Origin of the sequence: Frankia sp. AgKG'84/4 (assembly GCF_023242965.2) — a bacterium.
Lineage (GTDB): Bacteria > Actinomycetota > Actinomycetes > Frankiales > Frankiaceae > Frankia.
On sequence record NZ_JALKFU020000034.1, the window covers coordinates 1 to 20,660 of the forward strand.

The window sequence follows — 20,660 nt, forward strand, 5'->3', positions numbered from 1 at the left end:
GGAAAGCCCCGCCAGCTACGGGGACCCCGCGGCCTGCCAGTTCATGTGTTGTACGGACGACACACAGAGGGGCGGGCGGCCAGTACCCACGACGGGCCCCCCGGCCTCTTTTTCATGCCGACTTCCTATACCTGGTAACGAGCCGCCAGGGTGCGCCGGAGCTCAGCCTTGACGATCTTTCCGGTCGACGTCCGGGGGAAGTCCTCGACCGTCTCGACGTACTCGGGCAGCTTCTGGCGGCCCAGACCGGCGTCGAGCAGCAGCCGCCGGGTGTCCTCGACGGTCGGCTCCCCCACCCCGGGCGCCAGCCGCACCACCGCGCAGACCTTCTCGCCGAGGCGGGTGTCGGGCACCGCGACGACCGCGACCTCGATGACGTCGGGCATCGTCTCCAGCACGAGTTCCTCGACCTCGGCGGCGCTGACGTTCTCGCCGCCGCGGATGATGATGTCCTTCTTGCGGTCGGTGATCGTCAGACATCCCTCGGCATCGAGGACACCCAGGTCCTCGGTGCGGTACCAGCCATCCGCGTCGAACATCGCCGCCGTCACCACCGGGTTGGTGTAGCCGAGGCAGCAGTCCGGTCCCCGCGACCAGATCTCGCCGGGCTGGCCCACGGGGGTCGGCTGGCCGTCGTCGTCCAGCAGCCTGATCTCGACGCCGCTCAGGGGCCGCCCGTCCGTGCGCAGCCGCGCGTGCTCGTCATCGTGATGGTGGGTGCCGGTGATCGAGGGATGTTCGGTCGAGCCGTACATCCGCACGACCGAGACGCCCGCCGCCGCCGCCTTCTCGGTGATCGCCGGCGGCACGGCCGCGCCGCCCAGCCCGACGAACTTCAGCAGCTCACGGTGTTCGTCGGAGAAGTCGGGGTGATCGAGCAGGCTGGTCAGGAAGTAGGTCGCGCCGGAGCCCGAGGACAGCCCGTACCGCTTCATGACGGCCAGGACGCGGGCCGGATCCCACACGTCGATCACGTTGATCTGATCACCGCGCAGCAGGGGGATCAGCAGGCCGCCGAGCATGCCCATGAAGTGGCCGAGCGGGGTGCCGGTCACCGCCGACATGCCACCGCCGGCGTCCATCGCGCCGAGCTGGCTCACCTCGCATCCGAGGGTGTTGTGGGAGTGGATGACACCCTTGGGCTCCGAGGTGGTGCCCGAGGTGTACGCGATCAGCGCCGGGGCGTCCGGGTCCACCGCGACGACACCCGGCAGGGCCGGGCCCTTCTCCAGCTCGGCGAACGCACGCGCGCCCGCGGGCAGGGGCTGCGTGCCCTCGCCGACCACCAGCACGGCCTTCAGCGAGGGGACGTCGGCGCACGCCTGCGGCAGGTCGGCGAGATAGTCCCGACGGCGGAAGGTGGCGGCGGAGACAAACGCCGCCACCTCGGTCCGGCGCAGGATGAAGGAGACTTCCTTGGGACCGTAGAAATGCACGATCGGCACCACCACGGCACCCAGCATGCTCGTCGCGTAGAACGTGACCGCGGCCTCCACCCAGTTGGGCAGCTGGAAGGCGACCGTGTCACCCGGGCCGACGCCGCATTCCCGCAGTCCGCCCGCCAGGCCTAACGCCCGGGTATGCAGCTCCGCGAAGGTGCCCTCCCACGGACGGTCCTCGGAGTGGATCCGAAGTATCTGGTCCGGATACCTGCGAAGCGCTTCGTCGATCTTCGACCCGAGGGTCCGGTCGTCCCACAGGCCTTCCTGACGCCACCGGTCCGCGAGGGTGCTCGGCACCGACCGGGTTTCCCATCGTTGTTCTGCCACCGCGTATCCTCCGCGTTACAGTGATGTCACCGTCGATATCCGCACCGCGGCCAGCCGCCGGCGGGCCCTCGCGGCGCTCAGGACGTCGACAGCACCACGACCGGAATCTTCCGGTCGGTCCGCTGCTGGTAGACGTTGTAGTTCGGCCACTCCGTCGAGACGATCTTCCAGAGCCGGGGCCGTTCCTCGTCGGTCGCGGTGCGCGCCGTCACCGACAGGTGCTCATCGCGGACCTGGATCCTGGCGCTGGGGTTCGCGACGAGATTCCCGTACCACAGGGGGTCCTTCGGAGCCCCACCCAGCGAGGCCACGACCAGGTAGTCGGCACCGTCCCGGGCGAAGATGAGGGCGTTGGTGCGGGGTTCGCCGCTACGACGGCCGATGGTGGTGAGCAGCAGCGCGTGCGCACCGTTCCACTCGTAGCCCACCTCGCCGTTGGTCTCCTGGTAGCGCCGCACATGCTCGGCTCCGACCAGGTTCAGATCCGGGGCCTGGTAGTTCTGCTCGGTCACGCGCCTGCCTCCTGTGATCCTCGATTGTTCGCCGGCGAGGGCCCGCGGCGGACATCGCCGCGGGCCCTCGTGACGCCGATCCCCCGTCAGCCGAAGACGACGGGAATCTCGGTGGCCCCACGCTCGTACATGCCGATGTAGCGGGGCTGCGGGCCGTCGGGGTCCAACCGCAGGTTGGGCAGCCGGTCGAGCAGCGCGCCGATGCCGACGAGCATCTCGGCCCGGGCGACGTGCATCCCGAGGCAGATGTGGAAACCGCCGCCGAAGCCGAGGGAACGCTTGACCGGCCGGCGCGGGTCGAACTCGTCGGGCCGGTCCCACCGTGCGGGGTCGCGGTTGGCGGCGCCGAGGCACAGGTGCAGCACCGATCCCGCCGGCAGGTGCTTGCCGAAGAACTCGGTGTCGCGGGTGACGTGGCGGGAGAACATCGGGTCGGTCGGCGTCCACCGCAACGCCTCCTCGATGGCCGGCCGCAGCAGCGACCGGTCCGACCGCACGGCCGCCAGCAGCTCCGGCCGCTCGAGCAGGGCGGTGAGGACGATGCCCATCTGCTTCCAGGTCGTGCCGGAGCCCGCCAGCAGCAGCAGGATCGCGAAGGAGTAGATCTCGAGGTCGGAGAGCCGCTGGTGGACGCCGTCCTCGTCGCGCAGTTCGGCCTGGACGAGCACGCTGATCAGGTCGTCCTGCGGGTCTTCGCGGCGGGCCGCGACGATCGGCGCGAGCATGGCGGCGATCTTGGCAGGCTGGCTCAGCGACGCGCGCACCTCCAGCGCCTGCTCGATCGGGATGCCGAAGCTGTGGGTGATCGTCAGGATCGGGATGGCCGCGCAGAAGTCGACGTTGAGCTCCGCCCGGCCCTGATCGACGAGGCCGTCGACCAGCAGTTGGACCGTCTCCTCGATCCACTTGGTGATCCACCAGCCGGCCTTCGCGGGAACGAAGGACGGCTGGACGAGCGCGCGGTAGCGCCGGTGCATCGCGCCGTTCATCGAGAGCATGCTGGTCTCGAAGCCGGGTGTCTCGCTGCTCTCGCCGAGCACCGTCGGTGACGACGCGAAGGTGACCTCGTCACGCAGCGCCGCGTCGCAGGCGGCGAAGGTGAACGCGGAGAAGTGCGGCACCTCCGGGAACGGCAGTCCCTGGAAGAACGCCTCCCCGGAATAGCCGCTCAGCCGGTGCACCGTGCCGTCGTGCACCGGCGCCTCGGCCCGCAGCCGCGCCCAGAGGGGATAGGGGTCCGTCTGGAAATCCCCACCCATCAGGGTGTTGTAGCTGCTTCGAAGGTCGAACAGCTCTTTGAGTCGGTCCCGGTTCAAACCCTGCACAGTGGTCACCGGATCACCTCGCCACATATCCGCCGTCGACCGGCACGAGGACGCCGGTGACGTTGGCCGACTGATCCGACACCAGGAAGACCGCGGCCTGCGCGCAGTCCTCGGCCGTGATCGGCCGACCCAGCGGATGCGACGCGCCGACCTCTCGGGTGGTCGCCTCCCGCGCGTCGGCATCGTCCGGCAGACCGCCGGTGGTCATGAAGTTCGTGGCCGGCATGCCCGCCGGGCAGATGGCGTTCGCCCGGATACCGAACGGCGCCCCTTCGATCGCGACGCTGCGGGTCAGCTGGTGCACACCGCCCTTGGTCGCGCTGTACGCGGCGCCGCCCCAGGCGACGAGCCCGGCCACGGAACCGGTGTTGAGAATGACGCCGCCGCCGCCCTGCTTCTTGAACTGCAGCACCGCGTACTTGGAGCCCAGAAAGACGCTGCGCAGGTTGACCGACGTCAGCCGGTCGAACTCCGCCACGCTGTGGTCCTCGAGTTTCGCGCCGAGGCGCGGCGTCGGAATGCCGGCGTTGTTGAACATGATGTCGAGCTGGCCGTACCGCTCGACGGTGGCGGCGATCGCCGCCACCACGTCGTCCTCACGGGAGACGTCGCAGGCCACGGCGAAGGCCGTGCCGCCGGCCGCCTCGATGAGGCGGCTCGTCTCCTTGGCGCCGGCCAGGTCGATGTCGGCGCAGACAACCCGGGCGCCCTCCTGGGCGAACCGCAGTGCCGAGGCGCGACCGACGCCGGAACCGGCGCCGGTCACGATCGCGGCTCGACCTTCGAGTAACGCTGTCACTGTTCCTCCTGCTCTCCCCCGAGGCGCAGCGCGCTCGTGGGACAAGCCTCGATCGCGGTCTCGATCGTCTCCAGGTCATCTCCGGGGGGATCGAGCACCACTGCCTTGACCTCGGCGTCATGGGCAAAGGTCCCGGGGGCGTAGACGATGCACATCCCGCTACCGACGCACCGAGTCCGGTCGACGACGGCGACCCCCTGGTCCGCTGACATTCAGACGCCCGCCAGTACGGGTGGGGCCGCCGGGGTGAAGCGGTAGAGCCGCTCGGCGTTGCCACGAAGGATCTTGTACTGGAGTTCCGGCGAAAGGTGCTGGATGAGGTTCTTCACGACCGTGATCGAGTTCGGCCAGGTCGAGTCGGAGTGCGGGTAGTCGGTCTCGCACATGATGTTGTCTTCGCCGATCTCGCCGATGCTCGCGATACCGTGCGCGTCCTCGATGAAGCAGCCGAAGACGTGGTCGCGGAACGTGGCCCGGATGTCGAAGGTGTTCAGGTCGAGGGCGCCCGCGGCGGCATGGTCTCCGAACGTGACCCCGCGCTGCACCCAGAACCGCTGCTTGTCGATGACCTGCTCGGCCCGCTCGAGGAAGTACGGGATCCAGCCGACTTCACCCTCCGACAGCGCGATCTTGAGGTTCGGGTACCGCTGGAAAATTCCGCTGAACAGCCAGGCCAGCATGGTTCCCGACGTCCGCGTCGCGCCCCAGGCCAGGTTGGCCATGAACGGCGCGTCCCGGGAGATCTGCGGGAGCTGCGAGGACGAGCCGACGTGCATCGACACGACCATCTCGAGGTCGTTCGCCGCGGCCATCACCGGCTCCCAGTAGCCGTTGGGGTCGTGGATGGTCGGCAGCCCCAGCGGCTCCGGGTTCTCGGAGAACGCGAACGCCGTCGCGCCCTTGGCCGCGCAGCGCTCCAGCTCACGGGCGGCCAGCGGCGGGTCCCACATGGGGATCAGCACCAGCGGGATGTAACGCCCCGGCGCGCCGCCGCACCATTCCTCGATCATCCAGTCGTTGTAGGCCTGCAGGCACTGGAAGCCGAACTCGCGGTCGCTGGCCTCCATGAACAGCTGCCCGCAGAACCGGGTGATGGTCGGGAAGCACAGCGACGCCAGAATGCCGGCCCGGTCCATGTCCTCGAGCCGGGCCTTCGCGTCGTAGCATCCCGGCCGCATCTCGCTGTAGGGCAGCGGCTCGGGGCTGAACTCCTCCTTCGACTTCCCGACCACCGCGCTCAGGCCGGAGCTGGGGAACTTCTTGCCGTCGTAGACCCAGAAGTCCATGCCCTTGTCGTCGAACTCCATGTGCGGGGCACGGTCGTGGTCCTTGCTGGCGATCCGGTCGAGCCACAGGTTCGGCGGCTCCAGGACGTGGTCGTCCACCGAGATCAGCCAGTCGAGGTTCAGATCGGTCATGGTGCTCCTCCGTTTCGGGGCGAGGTCAGCGAAGGTCGCCGACGGACACGTGCTTGACTTCCTGGAACGACCTGATGCCATCCGGCCCGCGCTCACGGCCGAGGCCGCTCTGCCCGTAGCCGCCGCTCGGCGCGTAGGCGCTGAACAGCCCGCGGTTGACCGCGACGGCCCCGGTCCGCAGCCGGCGGGCGACCGCGAGCGCCGCCGGGACGTCCGCGCCGTACACCTGACCGGACAGGCCGTACTCGCTGTCGTTGGCGATCCGCACCGCGTCGTCGACGTCGCGGTAGCCGATGATGGTCAGGACGGGGCCGAAGATCTCGTCCTGGGCCGCCGGGTTGGTGTTGTCCGGCACGTCGAGGACGGTCGGCTCGAAGTAGTAGCCGCGGTCGAGCCCGGCCGGCCGGCCACCGCCGAACGCGACCTTGCCGCCGTGCTCCTGCGCCAGCGCGACATAACGCTCGCACCGCTCGCGCGCCGCGGCATTGATCAGCGGGCCGAGCATCGTGCCCGCCTGCGTGGGCGGGCCGACCGTGAGCGCGGCGTACATCCGCGACACCGACTCGACCACCTCGTCCTTGCGGTCCTGCGGCACCAGCATCCGGGTCGCGGCGACGCAGGCCTGCCCGCTGGTGAGGGCGACCACCGCGGCGGCGCCGGCGGCGGCCCGCTCCACCGCGTCCGGCAGGTAGATCTGCGCCGACTTGCCGCCGAGTTCGAGGGCCACGTGCTTCACCGTCGACGCGGCCTGGGCGAGGATACGCCGGCCGACCGCGGTGGAGCCGGTGAACGAGACCATGTCGATGGCGGGATGGGAGGTGAGCAGCTCCGCGCCGGCCGCGCCGGCCTCGTTGACGACGCTGAGCACCCCCGGCGGCAGCCCGGCGGCCTGCGCCGCGATGCCGAACACCAGGGAGGACAGCGGCGTCAGCGGGCTGGGCCGCAGGATCACCGAGTTGCCCGCCAGCAGTGCGGGGATGAGCTTCTGGAAGGCCATGATGATCGCACCGTTGTAGGGCGTGATCGCCGACACCACGCCGACCGGCTCGTAGCGTCGGATGCTCAGGGTGGTGCCGCCACGGACGAGATCGTCGAGGGGTACCGGGTTGAAGTCCTCGTCCGGCATCGACAGGTACAGCTTAATCGTGTTGCGACCGAGGGCCACGCCGGCGAGGTACTGCGCCTGTTCGGCGAACTGCACCGGCTGGCCGGCCTCGGCGACCATGGTCGCGATCAGAGCGTCGCGGGACGCCTCCACGGCGTCGAGGAAGGCGCCGATGACCTGGGCACGGTGCTCCCGGGGGGCCCGCGCCCACGTTCCCTCGTCGAAGCTGCGGCGGGCGGCGAGGATCGCACGCTCGATCTCGGCCAGCGGCGTCACGCCCACCTCGGTGAACGTCGTCTCCTCGGCCGGGTTCTCCACGGCGAGGGTCTCCTCGCCGGTGATCCAGCTACCGGCCACATACGAGCGCCGCTCGGTAAGAACCTCAGACACGGTCGCTCCCCTTCTGCCGGACTGGTTGCGCCGCGGGCGCGGGACGGCACGGCGGCGACTGCGGGCCCGCGGCGGCGGCGCTCAAAACCGCTCCGCGCTGTACACGACCGCCCCGCCGTAGTGCGGCGAGGACTGGCAGGCGACGCCGATGGTCGCCGTGCGTTGGCGTTCACCGGCCCGGCCCGCGAGCTGGAGATAGCACTCCAGCATCTGGGGAACACCGTGCATCCGGCCGTTGCCCAGGGCTCCGCCGCCGGAGAGAACCGGCAGGCCCTTGGGACTGTCGCTGTCGATGCCACCGTCGAGCACGAAACGATGTGCCTCGCCGGGCGGGCAGAGACCGAGCGTCTCGAGCCAGAAGTACACGAACGGCGAGAACCCGTCGTAGACCTGCGGCAGGTCGACCTCGGTCGGGCCCACGCCGGCGCTCTCCCACAGCCGCCGGGTCGTCTCCCGGCCGACCGCCATGATGTCGTCGAGCGGCCAGTGCAGGGGCAGCCGCCGGGTCGCGGGTGCGCTGGTGGCGTAGCCCGAGACGTAGACCGGTCGATGCGGCAGGTCGGCGGCGCGGGCCGCGGAGGTCAGGACGAAGGCCGCCACGCCGTCGACCGGGATGTCGCAGTCGTACCGGCAGATCGGATCGCTGATCATCGGCTCGGCCAGGTACTCCTCGGCCGACAGCGGCCGCCCGTGCCAGTAGGACCAGGGCAGCCGGGCGCCGTTGCGCCGGGCCTCGACCAGGACGGCGGCCATCGCCTCGCGGCTGGCGCCGTAGCGCTGGACGTACTCGTTGTAGGGCAGCGCGATCATCGACAGCGGGCCGAAGTAGCCCTGCGGCGCCGTCCACTGCTGTGCTCCACCGGCCGAGGTCATCGGGTTGCCGTGATAGCGGCCGGGCGGGTTGTGCATGGCCCGGTGCAGCACCACGTAGTCGGCGGCGCCGGCGGCGATCGCGTTGACCGCCACCGCCACCGCCCCCGGCATCTGCCCGATCCCCTGAAAGCCGGCGGCGTAGCGGGGCCGGACATCCAGGTTGTCGGCCAGCCAGGTGGCGGAGACGGTGCTGACGCCGTCCTCGACGGCGTGGGCGCCGGCGGTCGGGAACAGTGGGGCGGTCACGAAGCCGTCGATCTGGTCGGTCCGCAGGCCCGCGTCGGCGATCGCCCGGCGGGCGGTGTCGAGGGTGAGGACACCGAGGGGCGCCGCGGCGTGGCGCTGGACGACGCTGTGGGCGTAGCCGACGAGGGCGACCTGGTTGCTCGCGCCGAACCGGCCGCTCATGCCGGCGCCCCCAGCGTGAACGCGGGGATCGAGACACCCGGCGCGACATCCTCGAAGGCCACGCTCACCCGGTCGCCGAGGCGCAGGGCCGCGGCCGGTCCGTCGAGCAGCCGACCGATCATCCGCAGTTCGGACTGCTCGGTCAGCTCGACGTCCACGAGAACGAAGGGGACCTCAGCGTCGAAGCCCGGCAGGAACGCCTGGCGGACGACCGTCCACGAGCGCACCGTGCCCGTGCCGCTGACCGGCTCGAACCGGAACCGCGGGTCGACGCTGTGGCAGTGCGGGCAGGTCTGGCCCGGGGGCAGGACGAACGAGGCGCACCGCGAACATCGGGCGATGACAAGGGTGTGCTGGGCGGCCGCCGCCCAGTAGGGCGCCGAGACCTCGTCCGGTACCGGTAACGGCCGTGGGGTGCTCACGGGATCACCCCGGCGTCCTTGAACTCGATGATCTTCTCCCACGAGTGGCCGAGGTCGACCAGCACGGTCTCGGTGTGCTCGCCGTGCTCGGGCGCCACCCGCAGCACGGGCGGGCGCTCGTCGAACTGGACGGGTCCGGTGGGAAGCGTGTACGAGGAGCCGCCGTCGAGGGCGACCTCGCCGAGGTAGTCGTTCGCCAGGACCTGCGGATCGTCGAGCAGTTCCTCCACGGCCTGCACGGGCGCCCACGGGGCGTCGAAGCCGTCCAGCAGGTCCTTCCACTCGCCGAAGGTGCGGGTGGCGAACTCGGCGGCGAGCGCGGTGACGCACTCGTCGCGGTGGGCGGCCCGGGCGGCCAGGTCGGCGAAACGCGGGTCGGCGCCCAGGTCCTCGCGCCCGAGAAGCTGGCAGAACCCGGCCCAGTAGCGGTCGGCCTCCAGGAACACCAGCTGGATGTGCCGGCCGTCCTTCGTCCGGTACACCCCGACCAGCGGGTTGACGTAGGCCTCGGTGCCGGTCGCGGCACGGGGCCGGCCGCCGGCGATGGCGGCGAGCACGTCCGAGGACAGCGTCCACATCGCGGTGGCGAGCAGCGACACGTCCACGACGGACCCGCGCCCGGTGCGGTGGCGCCCCAGCAGCGCGGCGGCCACCCCGAAGGCCAGCGACATCGCGGCGTTGCGGTCGCCCATCGCCCCGCGCTGACCGATCGGCAGGTGCCGGTCCGGCGGGCTCAGCACATGCGCCATCCCGCCCTGCGCCCAGAACGCGGACGAGTCGTAGCCAGGCCGGTCGGCCCCGGGCCCGCGCACTCCGAACCCGTGGCCACGCGCGTAGACGAGGCGCGGGAAGCGTCGCGTCAGCTCCTCGGCGTCGAGCCCGAGCCGGCGCAGCGCCCCCGGCCGGAAGTTGGTGAGGAAGACGTCGGCCGTCTCCAGGAGCTCGTCCAGCAGGGCGCGCCCCTCGTCAGTGGCCAGGTTCAGGGCGACCGACCGCTTGCCCCGGTTGGCCAACGCCATCGAGAGGTTCACCCCGCGGCGTTCACTCCCGATGCCCTGGGTGGCCAGTGCACGGTACGGATCACCCTCGGGCCGCTCGATCCGGATGACGTCCGCACCCCAGTCGGCCAGCAGCGCCCCCGCCACGGGGACGAAGACCCACTGCGCCAGCTCGACGACCCGCACGCCCTCGAACGCACCTGCACCCACTCCGCACCTCCTGACCCAGCCGCCATCTCGGCGCGACTGTCCACTCGACTTTAGACCAATGTTCTCTGACTTGGAAATATTTCATTTCCAAGAAAGTAGAATGACGTTCTACCTTAACGTCTCACGTCCCGACCCGACGGCAGAAGACAACCCCACCGAGGCCGCGACATCGCCGCCCACCAGCCATACCCGACCACATACGGATGCCACCCGTACGATTACTTTCCGTGAATCACGACTCCGCGGATGTTCGTGCCGGCACGCATCTCCGTGTAGCCCTTGTTGATCTCATCCAGGGCATACCGTGTCGTGATCAGCTCGTCCAGCTTCAATCGCCCCTGGCGGTAGAGCTCCAGCAGCGCGGGAATGTCCCGGGAGGGGTTGGAGGCGCCGAACAGCGAACCCTGCAGCCGCTTCTGGTACAGGACGAGATGACGCACGGAGATCGGGATGCCCACGTCCTGCGCGGCCTTGCCCATGCCGACCAGGACGCACGTGCCGGCCTTACGGATCGCGTCGACGCCCGCCGCGACCTGGTCACCGCTGGTCACACCCACGCAGATGATGCAGGAGTCCGCACCCTGACCGTTGGTGAGCCCGCGGGCGATGTCCGTCGCCTCGGCCATGGTGGCGACGGCATCGGTGGCGCCGAACCCCAGCGCCGCCGCCCGCTTGAACTCGACCGGATCGACCGCGATCACCGTCGAGGCACCGGCGTGGGCCGCGCCCTGGACGGCGTTCATCCCGATCCCGCCCACGCCCATGACGATGACGACGTCACCCGGGCGCACCTCGGCGGATCGGACCGCGGCTCCCCAGCCGGTCGGCACCCCGCAGCTCGTCAGGCAGGCGAGCTCCAACGGGACGTCGTCCGGACAGCGGACGGCCGACCGCACCGAGACCGTGGAGTACTCGCTGAACGCCGCCACGCCGGCGGCCTGCCCGATGGGACGCCCGTCGAGGGACATCCGCCGGCTGCCGTCGGCGCGCATGCCCCCCAGCACGCGCGCACCGTTGTCGCACAGGTTCTGCATGCCCGAGGCACACCAGCGGCACAGCCCGCAGGCCGGCAGGAAGGACAGGACGACATGATCGCCGACCTTCCATCCGGAGGTGTGCGGACCAACCTCCTCGACGACCCCCGCGCCCTCGTGCCCACCCGCCAGCGGCAGCGCGCCCGCGGGAAGAGGCAGGTCCGCCGTCGCGATGTGGTCGTCGGAGTGACACATCCCGCCGGCCACCATCCGGACGAGCAGCTCGTCCTGCTGCGGAGGCTCGAGCTCCACGTCGACGATCTCCCAGCTTCCTGGCTGGTCGAACAGAACCGCCGCCCTGGTGAGCACGAGGTTACCTCCACGTCATCGGGTTTCGTTGTCATCGGATGACCGTCGCCCGCCGGACCGCCGCGGAGGCGGTCCGGCCAGGTCGGTCAGCTGGAGGCCGCGGCACCGGCCTCGCTCTCAGCCGCGACCTCGGACTTGTCCACAGCCACCGGCCCCGCCACCGACTTGGACTCCGGCTCGGCCACCGACTTGTCCACCGGCTCGACCTCGTCCACGGCCACCGGCTTGTCCACCGGCTCGACCTCGGCCACGGCCACCGGCTCGGCCACCGACTTGTCCTCGGAGTCGCGCACGCCGAAGTAGGCGGCCTCGATGCGCCGGGGATCGGCGGCGAGTTCGGCCGCCGCTCCCCGCAGGACGATCCCGCCCCGGTTGAGCACAGCGGCCTGATCGGCCATCCTCAGCGCCATGCGGACGTGCTGCTCGACGAGCACGACCGCGCAGCCGTACTCCTCGGCGACCTGCCGCAGGGTCCGGAACAGGGACTGGACGATCAGCGGGGCCAAGCCCATGCTGAGCTCGTCCACGAGCAGCACCTTCGGCTTCTGGATCAGCGCCCGGGCCATCACGACCATCTGCTGCTCACCGCCGGACAGCGCGCCGGCGGGAACGTCCCAGCGCTTCTCCAGATCGGGGAAGGTCTCCAGCATCGCGCGGGGCTTCGGCCCGTCGCGGCGCGCCGCGGCCCGCAGGTTGTCCTCGACGCTGAGGCTGGTGAACAGCACCCGGTTGTCGGGAACGAGGACGACGCCGGCGCGGTTCGCGGCGTGGGGCCGGCCGCTCGGCAGGCGCACGCCGTCGACCTCGATCGTCCCGGCGCGGGCCGGGAGCACGCCGGCCAGGGTGAGCAGCAGCGTGGTCTTGCCCGCGCCGTTGGGCCCGAGCAGGGTCAGCACGGTCCCGGGCTCGACGGTCAGGTCGAGGTCACGGAACACCTCGGAGGATCCGTGCCCCCCGGCCAGCCCCGCACACAGGAGTCCGGTTGTCACTGGGCCACCACCAGCATGTCGGAGGGAGTCTCGGCGTCATGGACGTCGCCGAGGTACGCATCGGCGACGGCCCGGTCCGCGCGGATCGCCGCCGCGTCGCCAGCGGCGATGACCTTGCCGAAGTCGAGAACGTAGACGTGGTCGCAGACGTCGAGCACGAGGGCCACGTCGTGGTCGACGAGAAGCACACCGACGCCGCTGCGACTGATGGAGCGGATGCGCTCACCGAGCCAGACCGACTCGGTGGAGTCCAGGCCGGCGGCGGGTTCGTCGAGCAGGAGGATCTCCGGGCGGGTGGCGATCGCGCGCGCGATCGACACCAGCTGGCGTTCGCCCTGGCTGAGTTCACCGGCTGGCCGCTCGGCGATGCCGGCGATGCCGACAAGCTCCAGCGCGGCGGCCAGGGTGCGGTGGCGCTCCTCGCCGCGCACACCCGCGAGGGCGGCGCTGACGTTCTCCGTGACGGTGAGGTCGTCGTAGAGCTCGAGGGACTGGAAGGTCCGGGCCAGCCCGCGTTTCACCCGGAGGTAGGAGGCGACGCCGTCCAGCCGCTCGGCACCGAGTCGCACGGAACCGGAGGCCCGGGCGAACCCGGTGATCGCGTCGATGACGCTGGTCTTGCCCGCGCCATTCGGGCCGATCAGCCCGACGATCTTTCCGGGTTCGACGGTCAACGACACGTCGGACACGGCGGTGACCCCGCCGTACCGGACGGTGAGACCGGTGACCCGCAGCGGCGCGGTGCTCTTCGGCTCGACCGCCGGGTCCACCTCGGCCGCGGCGGCCAGGGGCAGCGCGCCGTCCTGCGCCGCGGTGATCGGATCGTCCTTGGCCCGCGAGGGCTCCGCCGCGGCGGCTCGCTCCGGGGCGGGGGTCTGCCCGCGGCTGCCGCGCAGCCGTTTCTCGACGCGGGCGACGAGCTCGTGTCCAGCGCTCGCGACGCCCTCCGGGTAGCAGATCAGGACCAGGATCAGGCCGAGTCCGGAGACCACCGAGAACCAGTCACCGAAGTTCAGCCACTTGTCCAAGGCGAGGAAGATGATACCCGAGGCGGCGGCGACGCCGGCGGTGATGCCGCCGTACACCGAGGTGACGCCGGCCAGGTAGGCGGTCGAGAGCAGCGTGAGCCCGCCGATCGCGGTGAACGAGTCGTAGGTGACGATGCCGCGCCGGTAGGCCAGCAGACTGCCGCCGAGTCCGGCGATGAACGAGGCCATCGCGAACGCGGTCAGCTTGACCAGGACGACGTTGACGCCGATCCCGGCGGCTGAGCGTTCGTTGGCCCGCACGGCCAGCATCGCCGAGCCGAGCGCGCTCATCCGCAGCCGGGCGACCCCCCACGCGACCGCGACCAGGACCAGCAGGCACAGCAGCCCGAACTGGATGCGCGGGAAGGCACCGCCGGTGCCGATACCCAGATCCCAGCCGAACAGCTTCGGCGTGGCGACCTTCGCGCCGTCGCTCCCGACGATGTCGGTGTTACGGAACCAGACGGCCTCGATCGCGTAGGCCAACGCGAGCGTGACGATCCCGAGCGTCAGCCCGCGCACCCGCAGCGCCGGTAGCCCGATCACCACGCCGAGCACGGTGGCCGCGAGGGCGGCGAGCAGCGGCGCGAACGGAAAGGGCACGTGCCAGCTCTGGGTGAGCCCGGACAGCGTGAACGCCGCGGTGCCGGCCAGGGCGAGCTGCGCCAGGGACACCTGCCCGGCGAAGCCGGTGACGACGACCAGGGAGAGGCCGATGATCGCGAAGATGAACGTGGCGATCACCGCCGCACGCCAGGTGCCGTCCGTGACCAGGAGGGCGACCACGCCCACCGCCGCGCCCACCAACGTCGGCACGGTCAGCCTGCGCGGCCGGGGTGCCCGCCCCAGGGGTTGGCGGACCAGCCCGCCGCGCAGGGGGATTCCCCTGCCGGTGACCAGCAGCGCAACCATGATCACAAGCAGGGGGACGAGTTCCGCCGAGCCCGAGCTCGGCATCCAGGAGTGGTCGGCGGCGAGCGTAAGCGCCTCGGACTGCACCATCCCGATGATCACACCGGCAGCCACCGTCGCGATCAGGTTCTGGAAGTTGCCGACGACGGCCGCGGCGAGGGCCGGCACCACGAACAGGGTGTACGTGGTCGGCGACAGCGGGCTCAGCGGGGCGATCAGGATGCCGGCCGCACCGGCGACCGTGCCACTGATCATCCAGTTGTACAGCGCCACCCGGTCCGGGGAGATCCCGCTGACGTAGGCACCGAGCTGCGATTCGGCGGCCGCGCGCGTCAACAGCCCGAACCGGGTGAACCGGTACGTCGCCGCGAGCACGACGGTCAGCACGACGACCGTCGCGGCGAGGTAGAAGCGGTCGGACAGCAACGTCACCGAGCCGAACTCCCAGCGGTCCGCCGGGAAAATCGCCTCCACGCTCACCGGGGAGGTACCCAGCCGGACCACCATCACCGACTGGATCACGACCAGGACGCCGAGCGAGGCGACGGCCCGCGCCAGCGGCGGCGCGTCGCGCAGCGGCCGGAACACCAGCCCGTACAGCACCGCGCCCAGCAGCGCCCCGAACCCGAGCGCGACCACCAGCGCCGGGGCGAACGCCCAGTCCCCACCCACGTCCACCGAGGTCGGCAACCCGGGTAACAGAACGAGCAGCTCTCCGCTGCGCAGATAGGCGTACATGTAGGCGACGAACAGGGCGATCGCGCCCGTCGCGAAGTTGATGACTCCCGAGCTCCGGAACGTCAGGACGAGCGCCAGCGCGAGCGCCGCGTACACCCCGCCGTTACCCAGGCCGAGGAGGAGCGAGCCGATATGGTTCATCGCGAACTCCCGACTGTGTCCTGTTGGTTGCGCACCGGCACCGCCGAGATGACCGGCTCGGCAGGCCACCTGGTCCCGCCGGACCCGTTCGAGTACGTGACCGTCCCGGTCACACCACCCACTTTTGGTAACGTGAAGCTGTCCGTGTGTGACGAGCGCTCCGCCCGTACCATGCGGCCCGTTCCTTCCTGCGGCGCGTCGGCTCGCCGCGCCACGTTGTCGCCCAGCACTCCGTCGCCGCCGGGGCATGGGGCTACGGTGCAAAGACCCACGTCGAGGCCGACTGGACACGCCCGGGAGACCGATGCTGACCACCGGGCGTGAGAAAGTCAACATCGGGGTCAATATTGACTTTCGCACGACTGGTCGCACGCCGCCGACCAGTGGCGGGAGACCACGCCACCGGCCGGCGCGCCGCGTGATCGCGGGGGCGACCACCCCGGCTCCGCGCCCGGTTCGACCCCCGACTCCCCACCGCTCCCTGGTCCATGCCGGGCGGACCGGGACGGCCCCTGGCGCACACCGACCCGGAACCTCGACCGCTGACGGCGATGACGTGTTGACGGCCGGCGGCACCGCCGTCAGACTCGACCGCAGTGTGGCCCACCGGCCTTTCTGACTATTGCCAGGAACGCTCCGGTCGAGCCGCGGGCGACTTTCGGTAAACCAATCCCGAGCGCCGTCGCGCCATCCAAAAGGCCGCGCGACAAAATGCTCCGGCCGATGATGCCATCGTCGTCCAACGGTTCAGAACGTTATTTCGACCGCCTTCCCCGAGAGGACGTGACCGTGCCCGGTCCCGCACAGGGAGACCTGCCTGCCGCCCGCCGTCCCAGTATTCCCGAGAATCTCGACGAGGCGTTATCCACCGACTGGATCACTGCGGCCCTGGACACCCGGTTTCCCGGGATCAAAGTGACCTCGGTGACCCGCGGCCCGGTGGTGAGCCGGTTATCGACCAACGCCAGGTTCCACATCGACTGCGCGGGTGGAGTCCCCGCCGGACTCTCGCCGGACCTCTGCATCAAGGGCTATTTCACCGCGGTCGGCTGGCCGGTCCGGTTCACCGGGAAGCCGGAGGCCCGCTTCTACCGGGACCTGGCCGCGCCCACCGGCATCCGCACCCTTCGCAGCGTGTATTCAGCTCTGGATCCCGACACGGACGCGAACGTGATCATCACCGAGGACGCGGTCGCCGCCGGGGGTGTCTTCCTCGACGGCCGGTACGCCTACACGCCGGAGCAGGCCGCGGACAGTCTGGCGGAGTTGGCCAGGCTGCACGCCGCGACCTGGGGTGATCCCTCGCTTGCCGGCGCCGGGTGGCTCGACCCACGGCTGACCGGACTCCTCGCGGGCAGGGGGGTCAGGGAGATCCGCGGCAACTTCGAGAGCTGGGTGGGAGCCGCCGTCCCCGAGCGGACGCGGGATGCCGAGCGGCTCGTCAGCGCCTTCCGCGCCCTCGCCGAGGGCACCCGGACGTCGCCGGTGTGGAGCGTCATCCACGGCGATCCGCACGTCGGCAATCTCTACCTCGACGGCGACGGCCGGCCGTCCTTCGCGGACTGGCAGCTCGTGCAGCGTGGTCCGTGGTACCTCGACGTCGGCTACCACATCGCGTCCGCCCTCACGGTGGCTGACCGCCGACGCACCGAGGGGGATCTGCTGCGCCACTATCTCGACCGGCTGAGCGCCGCCGGCATCGCCGCACCCTCGTGGGACGACGCTCTGCTGGGTCTTCGCCGCGGCATCCTGTACGGCTTCTACCTGTGGGGCATCACCCAGCTGGTCGACCCGGAGGTGACCAGCGTGCTCCTCGAACGCCTCGGCACCGCGGCCGCCGACCACCACGCGTTCACCGCCGTCGACCCGATCCCCACGCCGTGAGCGGGCCGGTGGCGTCCAACACCGGTTGCCGGCCAACACCATAGTTGCTAATGTTGACGTCGATATAGATATCGGCCCCATCGCCAGATTCCGCCCACCACCCGACGATGGAGTAGTGACAATGCCTGTGAGCCGAGCGACGGAACTGCCGGCGAACGGTGGCGGCCGGTGGCCGAGTACCGGGTTTCGTTCCGTGCAGTGGGGCGAGATGGAGGTCGGTTACACGGTCACCGGGGCAGTGGACTGCACGCCGGCGTATCAGGGACTACCGGACGGTCTCTGTCCGTGCCCGCACTACGGCTACGTCTTCAGCGGTCGGTTGCGTGCGGTGTATCCGGGCAGCGACCTGCCGGAGGAAGTCGCGGTGGCCGGAGATGTGTACTTCTTCCCGGCCGGTCACTCGCTGATCTACGAGGAGGACAGCGAGTGCCTCGAGTTCAATCCAGCGGCACCGCTGCAGATGGTGATGGATCATTTCGAGAAGATGATCGCCCAGGGTTGGACAGGCGACGTGGTCTCGGGCGAATCCGCCGGCTGACCCTCCTTCGGCCATGACCGGACATTCCGTTGTCCGGTGCCGGTACGGTCACGCGAACTCCCGCCGTCAGCGCACGGGACCGCCTCGATCCACGACCCCGGTCAGGCACCGTCCCCGCTGGGGTTGCCACCAAGACCTCGGAGGCAGAACCTCCACAGACGTTCGCCGATCACCTCCATCGGCTCCGCGGCCGTCGCGAAGGCGTAGTGGTGATAAACGGACATGACCAGCCTGGCCACCAACTCCGCGTCCTGCTCCACATCGCTCGGGTCGAGCAGACCTGCCTGCCTGGCCGCGTCGAGTTCACCTGCGACGAGGTCCGCGAACGGCCGGGTGGCGTGGGCCATCTCCTCCGGGTACTTCTGGTGGAGCCGCCAGTGCTCGGTCGTGATGAACTGCGATCCGGCGCTCTCACTGCTCTGGGTGCCCAGGGTGGTCAGCGCGGCCACGATGTAGCTGCGCAGTCGGGAGAGCGGGTCCGCTATGCCGCTCGCGGCCTCCTGGAAGCCCGCGACCTCACGGGTGATCAGATCTTCGACCACGGCCAGCAGTAGCTGGTCCTTGCCCGCGAAGTGACGGTAGAAGGTCTGCATCGCGACACCGGCCTCCTTCACGAGCTCCTGGGTCGTGAACCGGGCGCCCTTCGTCGCGATCAACCGCTCGGCGGCCTCGACGAGATTCGTCGCCTGCTGCATGCTGCGCGTCCGCGAACGCTGCACCGTCGGCGATCGGTCAACGGCTCGCTCGACCCAGGGCACCGTCGAGACGTTGTCAGCACTCACGACAGTGCACCCGTCCTCACCCGCATCAAAGTCCCGAGACGTGAAGCGACACCCAACACGAGACGTGCCAGGCTCGCCCGCACCCGCCCGCACCCGCCCGCGCGCCTCTGAGCCGATCGTCCGTGGCTCGGCGTCACCGCCTCGGTAGAACGATACCCTCACTACTAGGGGTACGGTCTTTCTCGTCTCGGTAGAACCAAGGGCTCTCACCACGGTGTGACGCGGTCGTCACGCCCATCAGGCCATCGTGTAGCTAGGCCGCGAGCAGGTCCAGCACTCCCAGCTCGTCGATGGCGGCCGACACGTTGGCTGCCATCGACAGGAACATCCGGTCGGAACTGGCCGTCCGTGGGGCGCTCGCGAAGACGCAGCCGATCATCGTGATCACCGGTCCCTGCAGCATGCCGCAGCGGTAGTCCTCGAAGCAGTCGTCCGCGGAATAGCCGGTGACCCCGTGTGCCAGCAGGCGCCGGTGATAGGCGGCAACGAGCCCTGCCTCGTGCGACCGCCGGTCGGCGGGTGCCAGGGCGGTGGAGAGGAAGTAGGCGAGATCGCGGCCGGGCAGGCCGACCTCGACGGTCTGCCAGTCGACTGTCCGCTGCTCGCCGTCGCCCAGGAACAGGAGGTTGTCCAGTCGGTAGTCCCCATGGACCAGGGACCGGTGGGACGACATGCGATTCCCCCAGCCGGCGACGAGTTCGGCCGCGCGCCGAAGGACGCCGACGTCGCGCGGCCCGAGATCGGCGTGGTACCGCGCGGTGAAGTCGGCGGCGGCCGCGACGGCCGTCTTGCCGAGGATCGCCAGGCCGGCGTCGTCGAGCTCGATCAGCCAGTCGGCCTGCGCCGCGAGGTCCGTCTCGTTCCAGAACGGTGCGTGCAGGCCCGCGAGGTTCTCGACGGCGAGGGTCGCCTCGGCGAGCGTGCAGCCCTCGACCTGCCTGCCGGCCCGTGCCGGCCGGACGTCCTCCAGCACCAGGGTGAAGCGCAGCCGGTCCTCGCTGAGCGCGGCGCTCCAGCAGTGGGGCACCCGGATCAGCGCGCGCGAGGCGAAGGCGACGTAGAAGCCGACCTCGCTGCGGTAGGCGCGCCGCAGCCGACGGCGGACGTCCGTGGAGCCGGCGGCCATCTTCACCACCACGCTCCGCGGCCCGCGGCTGGTCTGGCCCGGCTTGAGATCGAGGTGGAAGCGGTAGCTGACGGCGGTCTGTCCCGTGCCGACGGGTTCGTAGCGCAGGCCGGTGACCTCGACGTCGCTCCCGCCCGCACGGAGGACGTCGGTCATCCACGCCGGCGTGATCTCGGCCGGGTCGTCGACGACCCGGGTTGCGCCGAAGGGGTGGGCCGACCCGCCCACGTCAGGCTCCCCGCTCATGGCTCCAGCCCGACGCCCGGTTGCGTGAACGTCGTTCCTGGGTGCCGACGCCATGGTTCCGCGGTCACCGCACTCGTCCGATTCGCGGCGGAATCGAATAGCTATCTGGATACATGTCGCCTCCAGCCTTGGGGACTGCACGCGGCGCCTCAGCCACGACGGGCAACATAGCGTTCTATTAACATCGACGTCAATATTGCCCGGTCGCCAACCTCCGCGCCAGACAGGGCGAACGTCCGGCGTGCCGGCCAACACCAACCCATGGACGCGGCCCACGACCAGCACAGCGAGGGCGCGGCAGCGGCGGGCCGTCACGTCCCACCCGTTGTTGACGTTGGCATCGAAGGCGGTGAGCCTCGCCGCGACATTTGTGACCCGCAACACATGCAGAAGGATAATCAAAGATCCAATCCGACATGACGATCAGGGGGAGGTAACGATACCGACAGTCCGAGGTCCCCACTACCAACGACGACGCCGACATCGGCGACATGGCAGGACAAGACGGACCTGCCTGACTGTCATTATCCATCGAGGATCATCTGGCTAATATCCCGGCGGAATCAAACGGTCATGGCGACGCATGACTTTCCAGCAATTCGGCGAAGACCTCGGCCGGCTTCGCTTATTTGAGCGTCTCCCGCGGCCGCCCATTCAGCTGCGTGGCCACCGTATCAAGTTCTTCCTAGGTGTGCAAGGACAGG

General features: G+C 70.1%; 17 protein-coding genes. 2 read left to right on the forward strand and 15 right to left on the reverse strand.

All coding sequences use genetic code 11. The features are described from left to right. Positions 1 to 125 precede the first annotated feature (125 nt). The 13 genes from MXD58_RS04650 to MXD58_RS04710 all read right to left on the reverse strand — a co-directional run bounded on the left by MXD58_RS04650 (position 126) and on the right by MXD58_RS04710 (position 15,380). Positions 126 to 1,769 carry an AMP-binding protein gene (locus MXD58_RS04650; RefSeq protein ID WP_248839844.1) on the reverse strand — a complete coding sequence of 548 codons (1,644 nt, stop codon included), beginning with the start codon at positions 1,767 to 1,769 and terminating at the stop codon, positions 126 to 128. 77 nt (positions 1,770 to 1,846) lie between these two features. After that, positions 1,847 to 2,281, reverse strand: a complete 435-nt coding sequence (locus tag MXD58_RS04655) for a nitroreductase family deazaflavin-dependent oxidoreductase (protein WP_248839843.1) — start codon at positions 2,279 to 2,281, stop codon at positions 1,847 to 1,849. Between the two features lie 86 nt (positions 2,282 to 2,367). Then, a complete protein-coding gene (locus MXD58_RS04660) occupies positions 2,368 to 3,615 on the reverse strand; it encodes a cytochrome P450 (protein ID WP_248839842.1) in 1,248 nt (415 codons plus the stop codon). A 4-nt stretch (positions 3,616 to 3,619) separates the two neighbouring features. Further along, positions 3,620 to 4,405 (reverse strand): SDR family NAD(P)-dependent oxidoreductase, encoded by a 786-nt coding sequence (locus tag MXD58_RS04665; RefSeq protein ID WP_248839841.1) that lies wholly within the window; start codon positions 4,403 to 4,405, stop codon positions 3,620 to 3,622. Then, complete coding sequence (locus tag MXD58_RS04670; RefSeq protein WP_248839840.1) at positions 4,402 to 4,617, reverse strand: ferredoxin; 216 nt, start codon at positions 4,615 to 4,617, stop codon at positions 4,402 to 4,404. Before MXD58_RS04670 ends, MXD58_RS04665 begins: the two co-directional genes overlap by 4 nt. Further along, positions 4,618 to 5,823 carry an amidohydrolase family protein gene (locus tag MXD58_RS04675; protein ID WP_248839839.1) on the reverse strand — a complete coding sequence of 402 codons (1,206 nt, stop codon included), beginning with the start codon at positions 5,821 to 5,823 and terminating at the stop codon, positions 4,618 to 4,620. 25 nt (positions 5,824 to 5,848) lie between these two features. Continuing rightward, a complete protein-coding gene (locus MXD58_RS04680; protein ID WP_248839838.1) occupies positions 5,849 to 7,318 on the reverse strand; it encodes an aldehyde dehydrogenase family protein in 1,470 nt (489 codons plus the stop codon). Positions 7,319 to 7,399: 81 nt separating this feature from the next. Continuing rightward, on the reverse strand, positions 7,400 to 8,599 hold the full coding sequence (locus MXD58_RS04685) for a thiolase family protein (RefSeq protein ID WP_248839837.1): 1,200 nt from the start codon (positions 8,597 to 8,599) through the stop codon (positions 7,400 to 7,402). Next, entirely contained in the window at positions 8,596 to 9,021 is a 426-nt protein-coding gene (locus MXD58_RS04690) for a Zn-ribbon domain-containing OB-fold protein (protein ID WP_308301901.1), read from the reverse strand. The genes MXD58_RS04685 and MXD58_RS04690 overlap by 4 nt, the downstream gene beginning before the upstream one ends. Further along, the gene (locus MXD58_RS04695) at positions 9,018 to 10,229 is read right to left on the reverse strand and encodes a CaiB/BaiF CoA transferase family protein (RefSeq protein ID WP_248839835.1); all 1,212 of its coding nucleotides are present in this window, start codon (positions 10,227 to 10,229) and stop codon (positions 9,018 to 9,020) included. The genes MXD58_RS04690 and MXD58_RS04695 overlap by 4 nt, the downstream gene beginning before the upstream one ends. A gap of 218 nt (positions 10,230 to 10,447) precedes the next feature. Next, positions 10,448 to 11,572: an NDMA-dependent alcohol dehydrogenase gene (locus MXD58_RS04700; RefSeq protein WP_248839834.1), complete on the reverse strand. Its 1,125-nt coding sequence runs from the start codon at positions 11,570 to 11,572 to the stop codon at positions 10,448 to 10,450. Between the two features lie 86 nt (positions 11,573 to 11,658). Next, on the reverse strand, positions 11,659 to 12,561 hold the full coding sequence (locus MXD58_RS04705) for an ABC transporter ATP-binding protein (protein ID WP_308301902.1): 903 nt from the start codon (positions 12,559 to 12,561) through the stop codon (positions 11,659 to 11,661). Then, positions 12,558 to 15,380, reverse strand: a complete 2,823-nt coding sequence (locus MXD58_RS04710) for an ABC transporter permease subunit (protein ID WP_248839833.1) — start codon at positions 15,378 to 15,380, stop codon at positions 12,558 to 12,560. The genes MXD58_RS04705 and MXD58_RS04710 overlap by 4 nt, the downstream gene beginning before the upstream one ends. 789 nt (positions 15,381 to 16,169) lie before the next feature. Between MXD58_RS04710 and MXD58_RS04715 the strand changes: the two genes are divergently transcribed. Both MXD58_RS04715 and MXD58_RS04720 read left to right on the forward strand, forming a co-directional pair. Then, the gene (locus MXD58_RS04715) at positions 16,170 to 17,264 is read left to right on the forward strand and encodes a phosphotransferase (protein WP_248818327.1); all 1,095 of its coding nucleotides are present in this window, start codon (positions 16,170 to 16,172) and stop codon (positions 17,262 to 17,264) included. Between the two features lie 193 nt (positions 17,265 to 17,457). After that, positions 17,458 to 17,802 carry a cupin domain-containing protein gene (locus tag MXD58_RS04720; protein ID WP_248818326.1) on the forward strand — a complete coding sequence of 115 codons (345 nt, stop codon included), beginning with the start codon at positions 17,458 to 17,460 and terminating at the stop codon, positions 17,800 to 17,802. A gap of 101 nt (positions 17,803 to 17,903) precedes the next feature. Here the strand turns inward: MXD58_RS04720 and MXD58_RS04725 are convergent, their stop codons facing one another. Both MXD58_RS04725 and MXD58_RS04730 read right to left on the reverse strand, forming a co-directional pair. Continuing rightward, positions 17,904 to 18,584 (reverse strand): TetR/AcrR family transcriptional regulator, encoded by a 681-nt coding sequence (locus MXD58_RS04725; protein WP_308301903.1) that lies wholly within the window; start codon positions 18,582 to 18,584, stop codon positions 17,904 to 17,906. 253 nt (positions 18,585 to 18,837) lie between these two features. Continuing rightward, complete coding sequence (locus MXD58_RS04730; RefSeq protein ID WP_248839832.1) at positions 18,838 to 19,956, reverse strand: phosphotransferase; 1,119 nt, start codon at positions 19,954 to 19,956, stop codon at positions 18,838 to 18,840. Between the last annotated feature and the right edge of the window lie 704 nt (positions 19,957 to 20,660).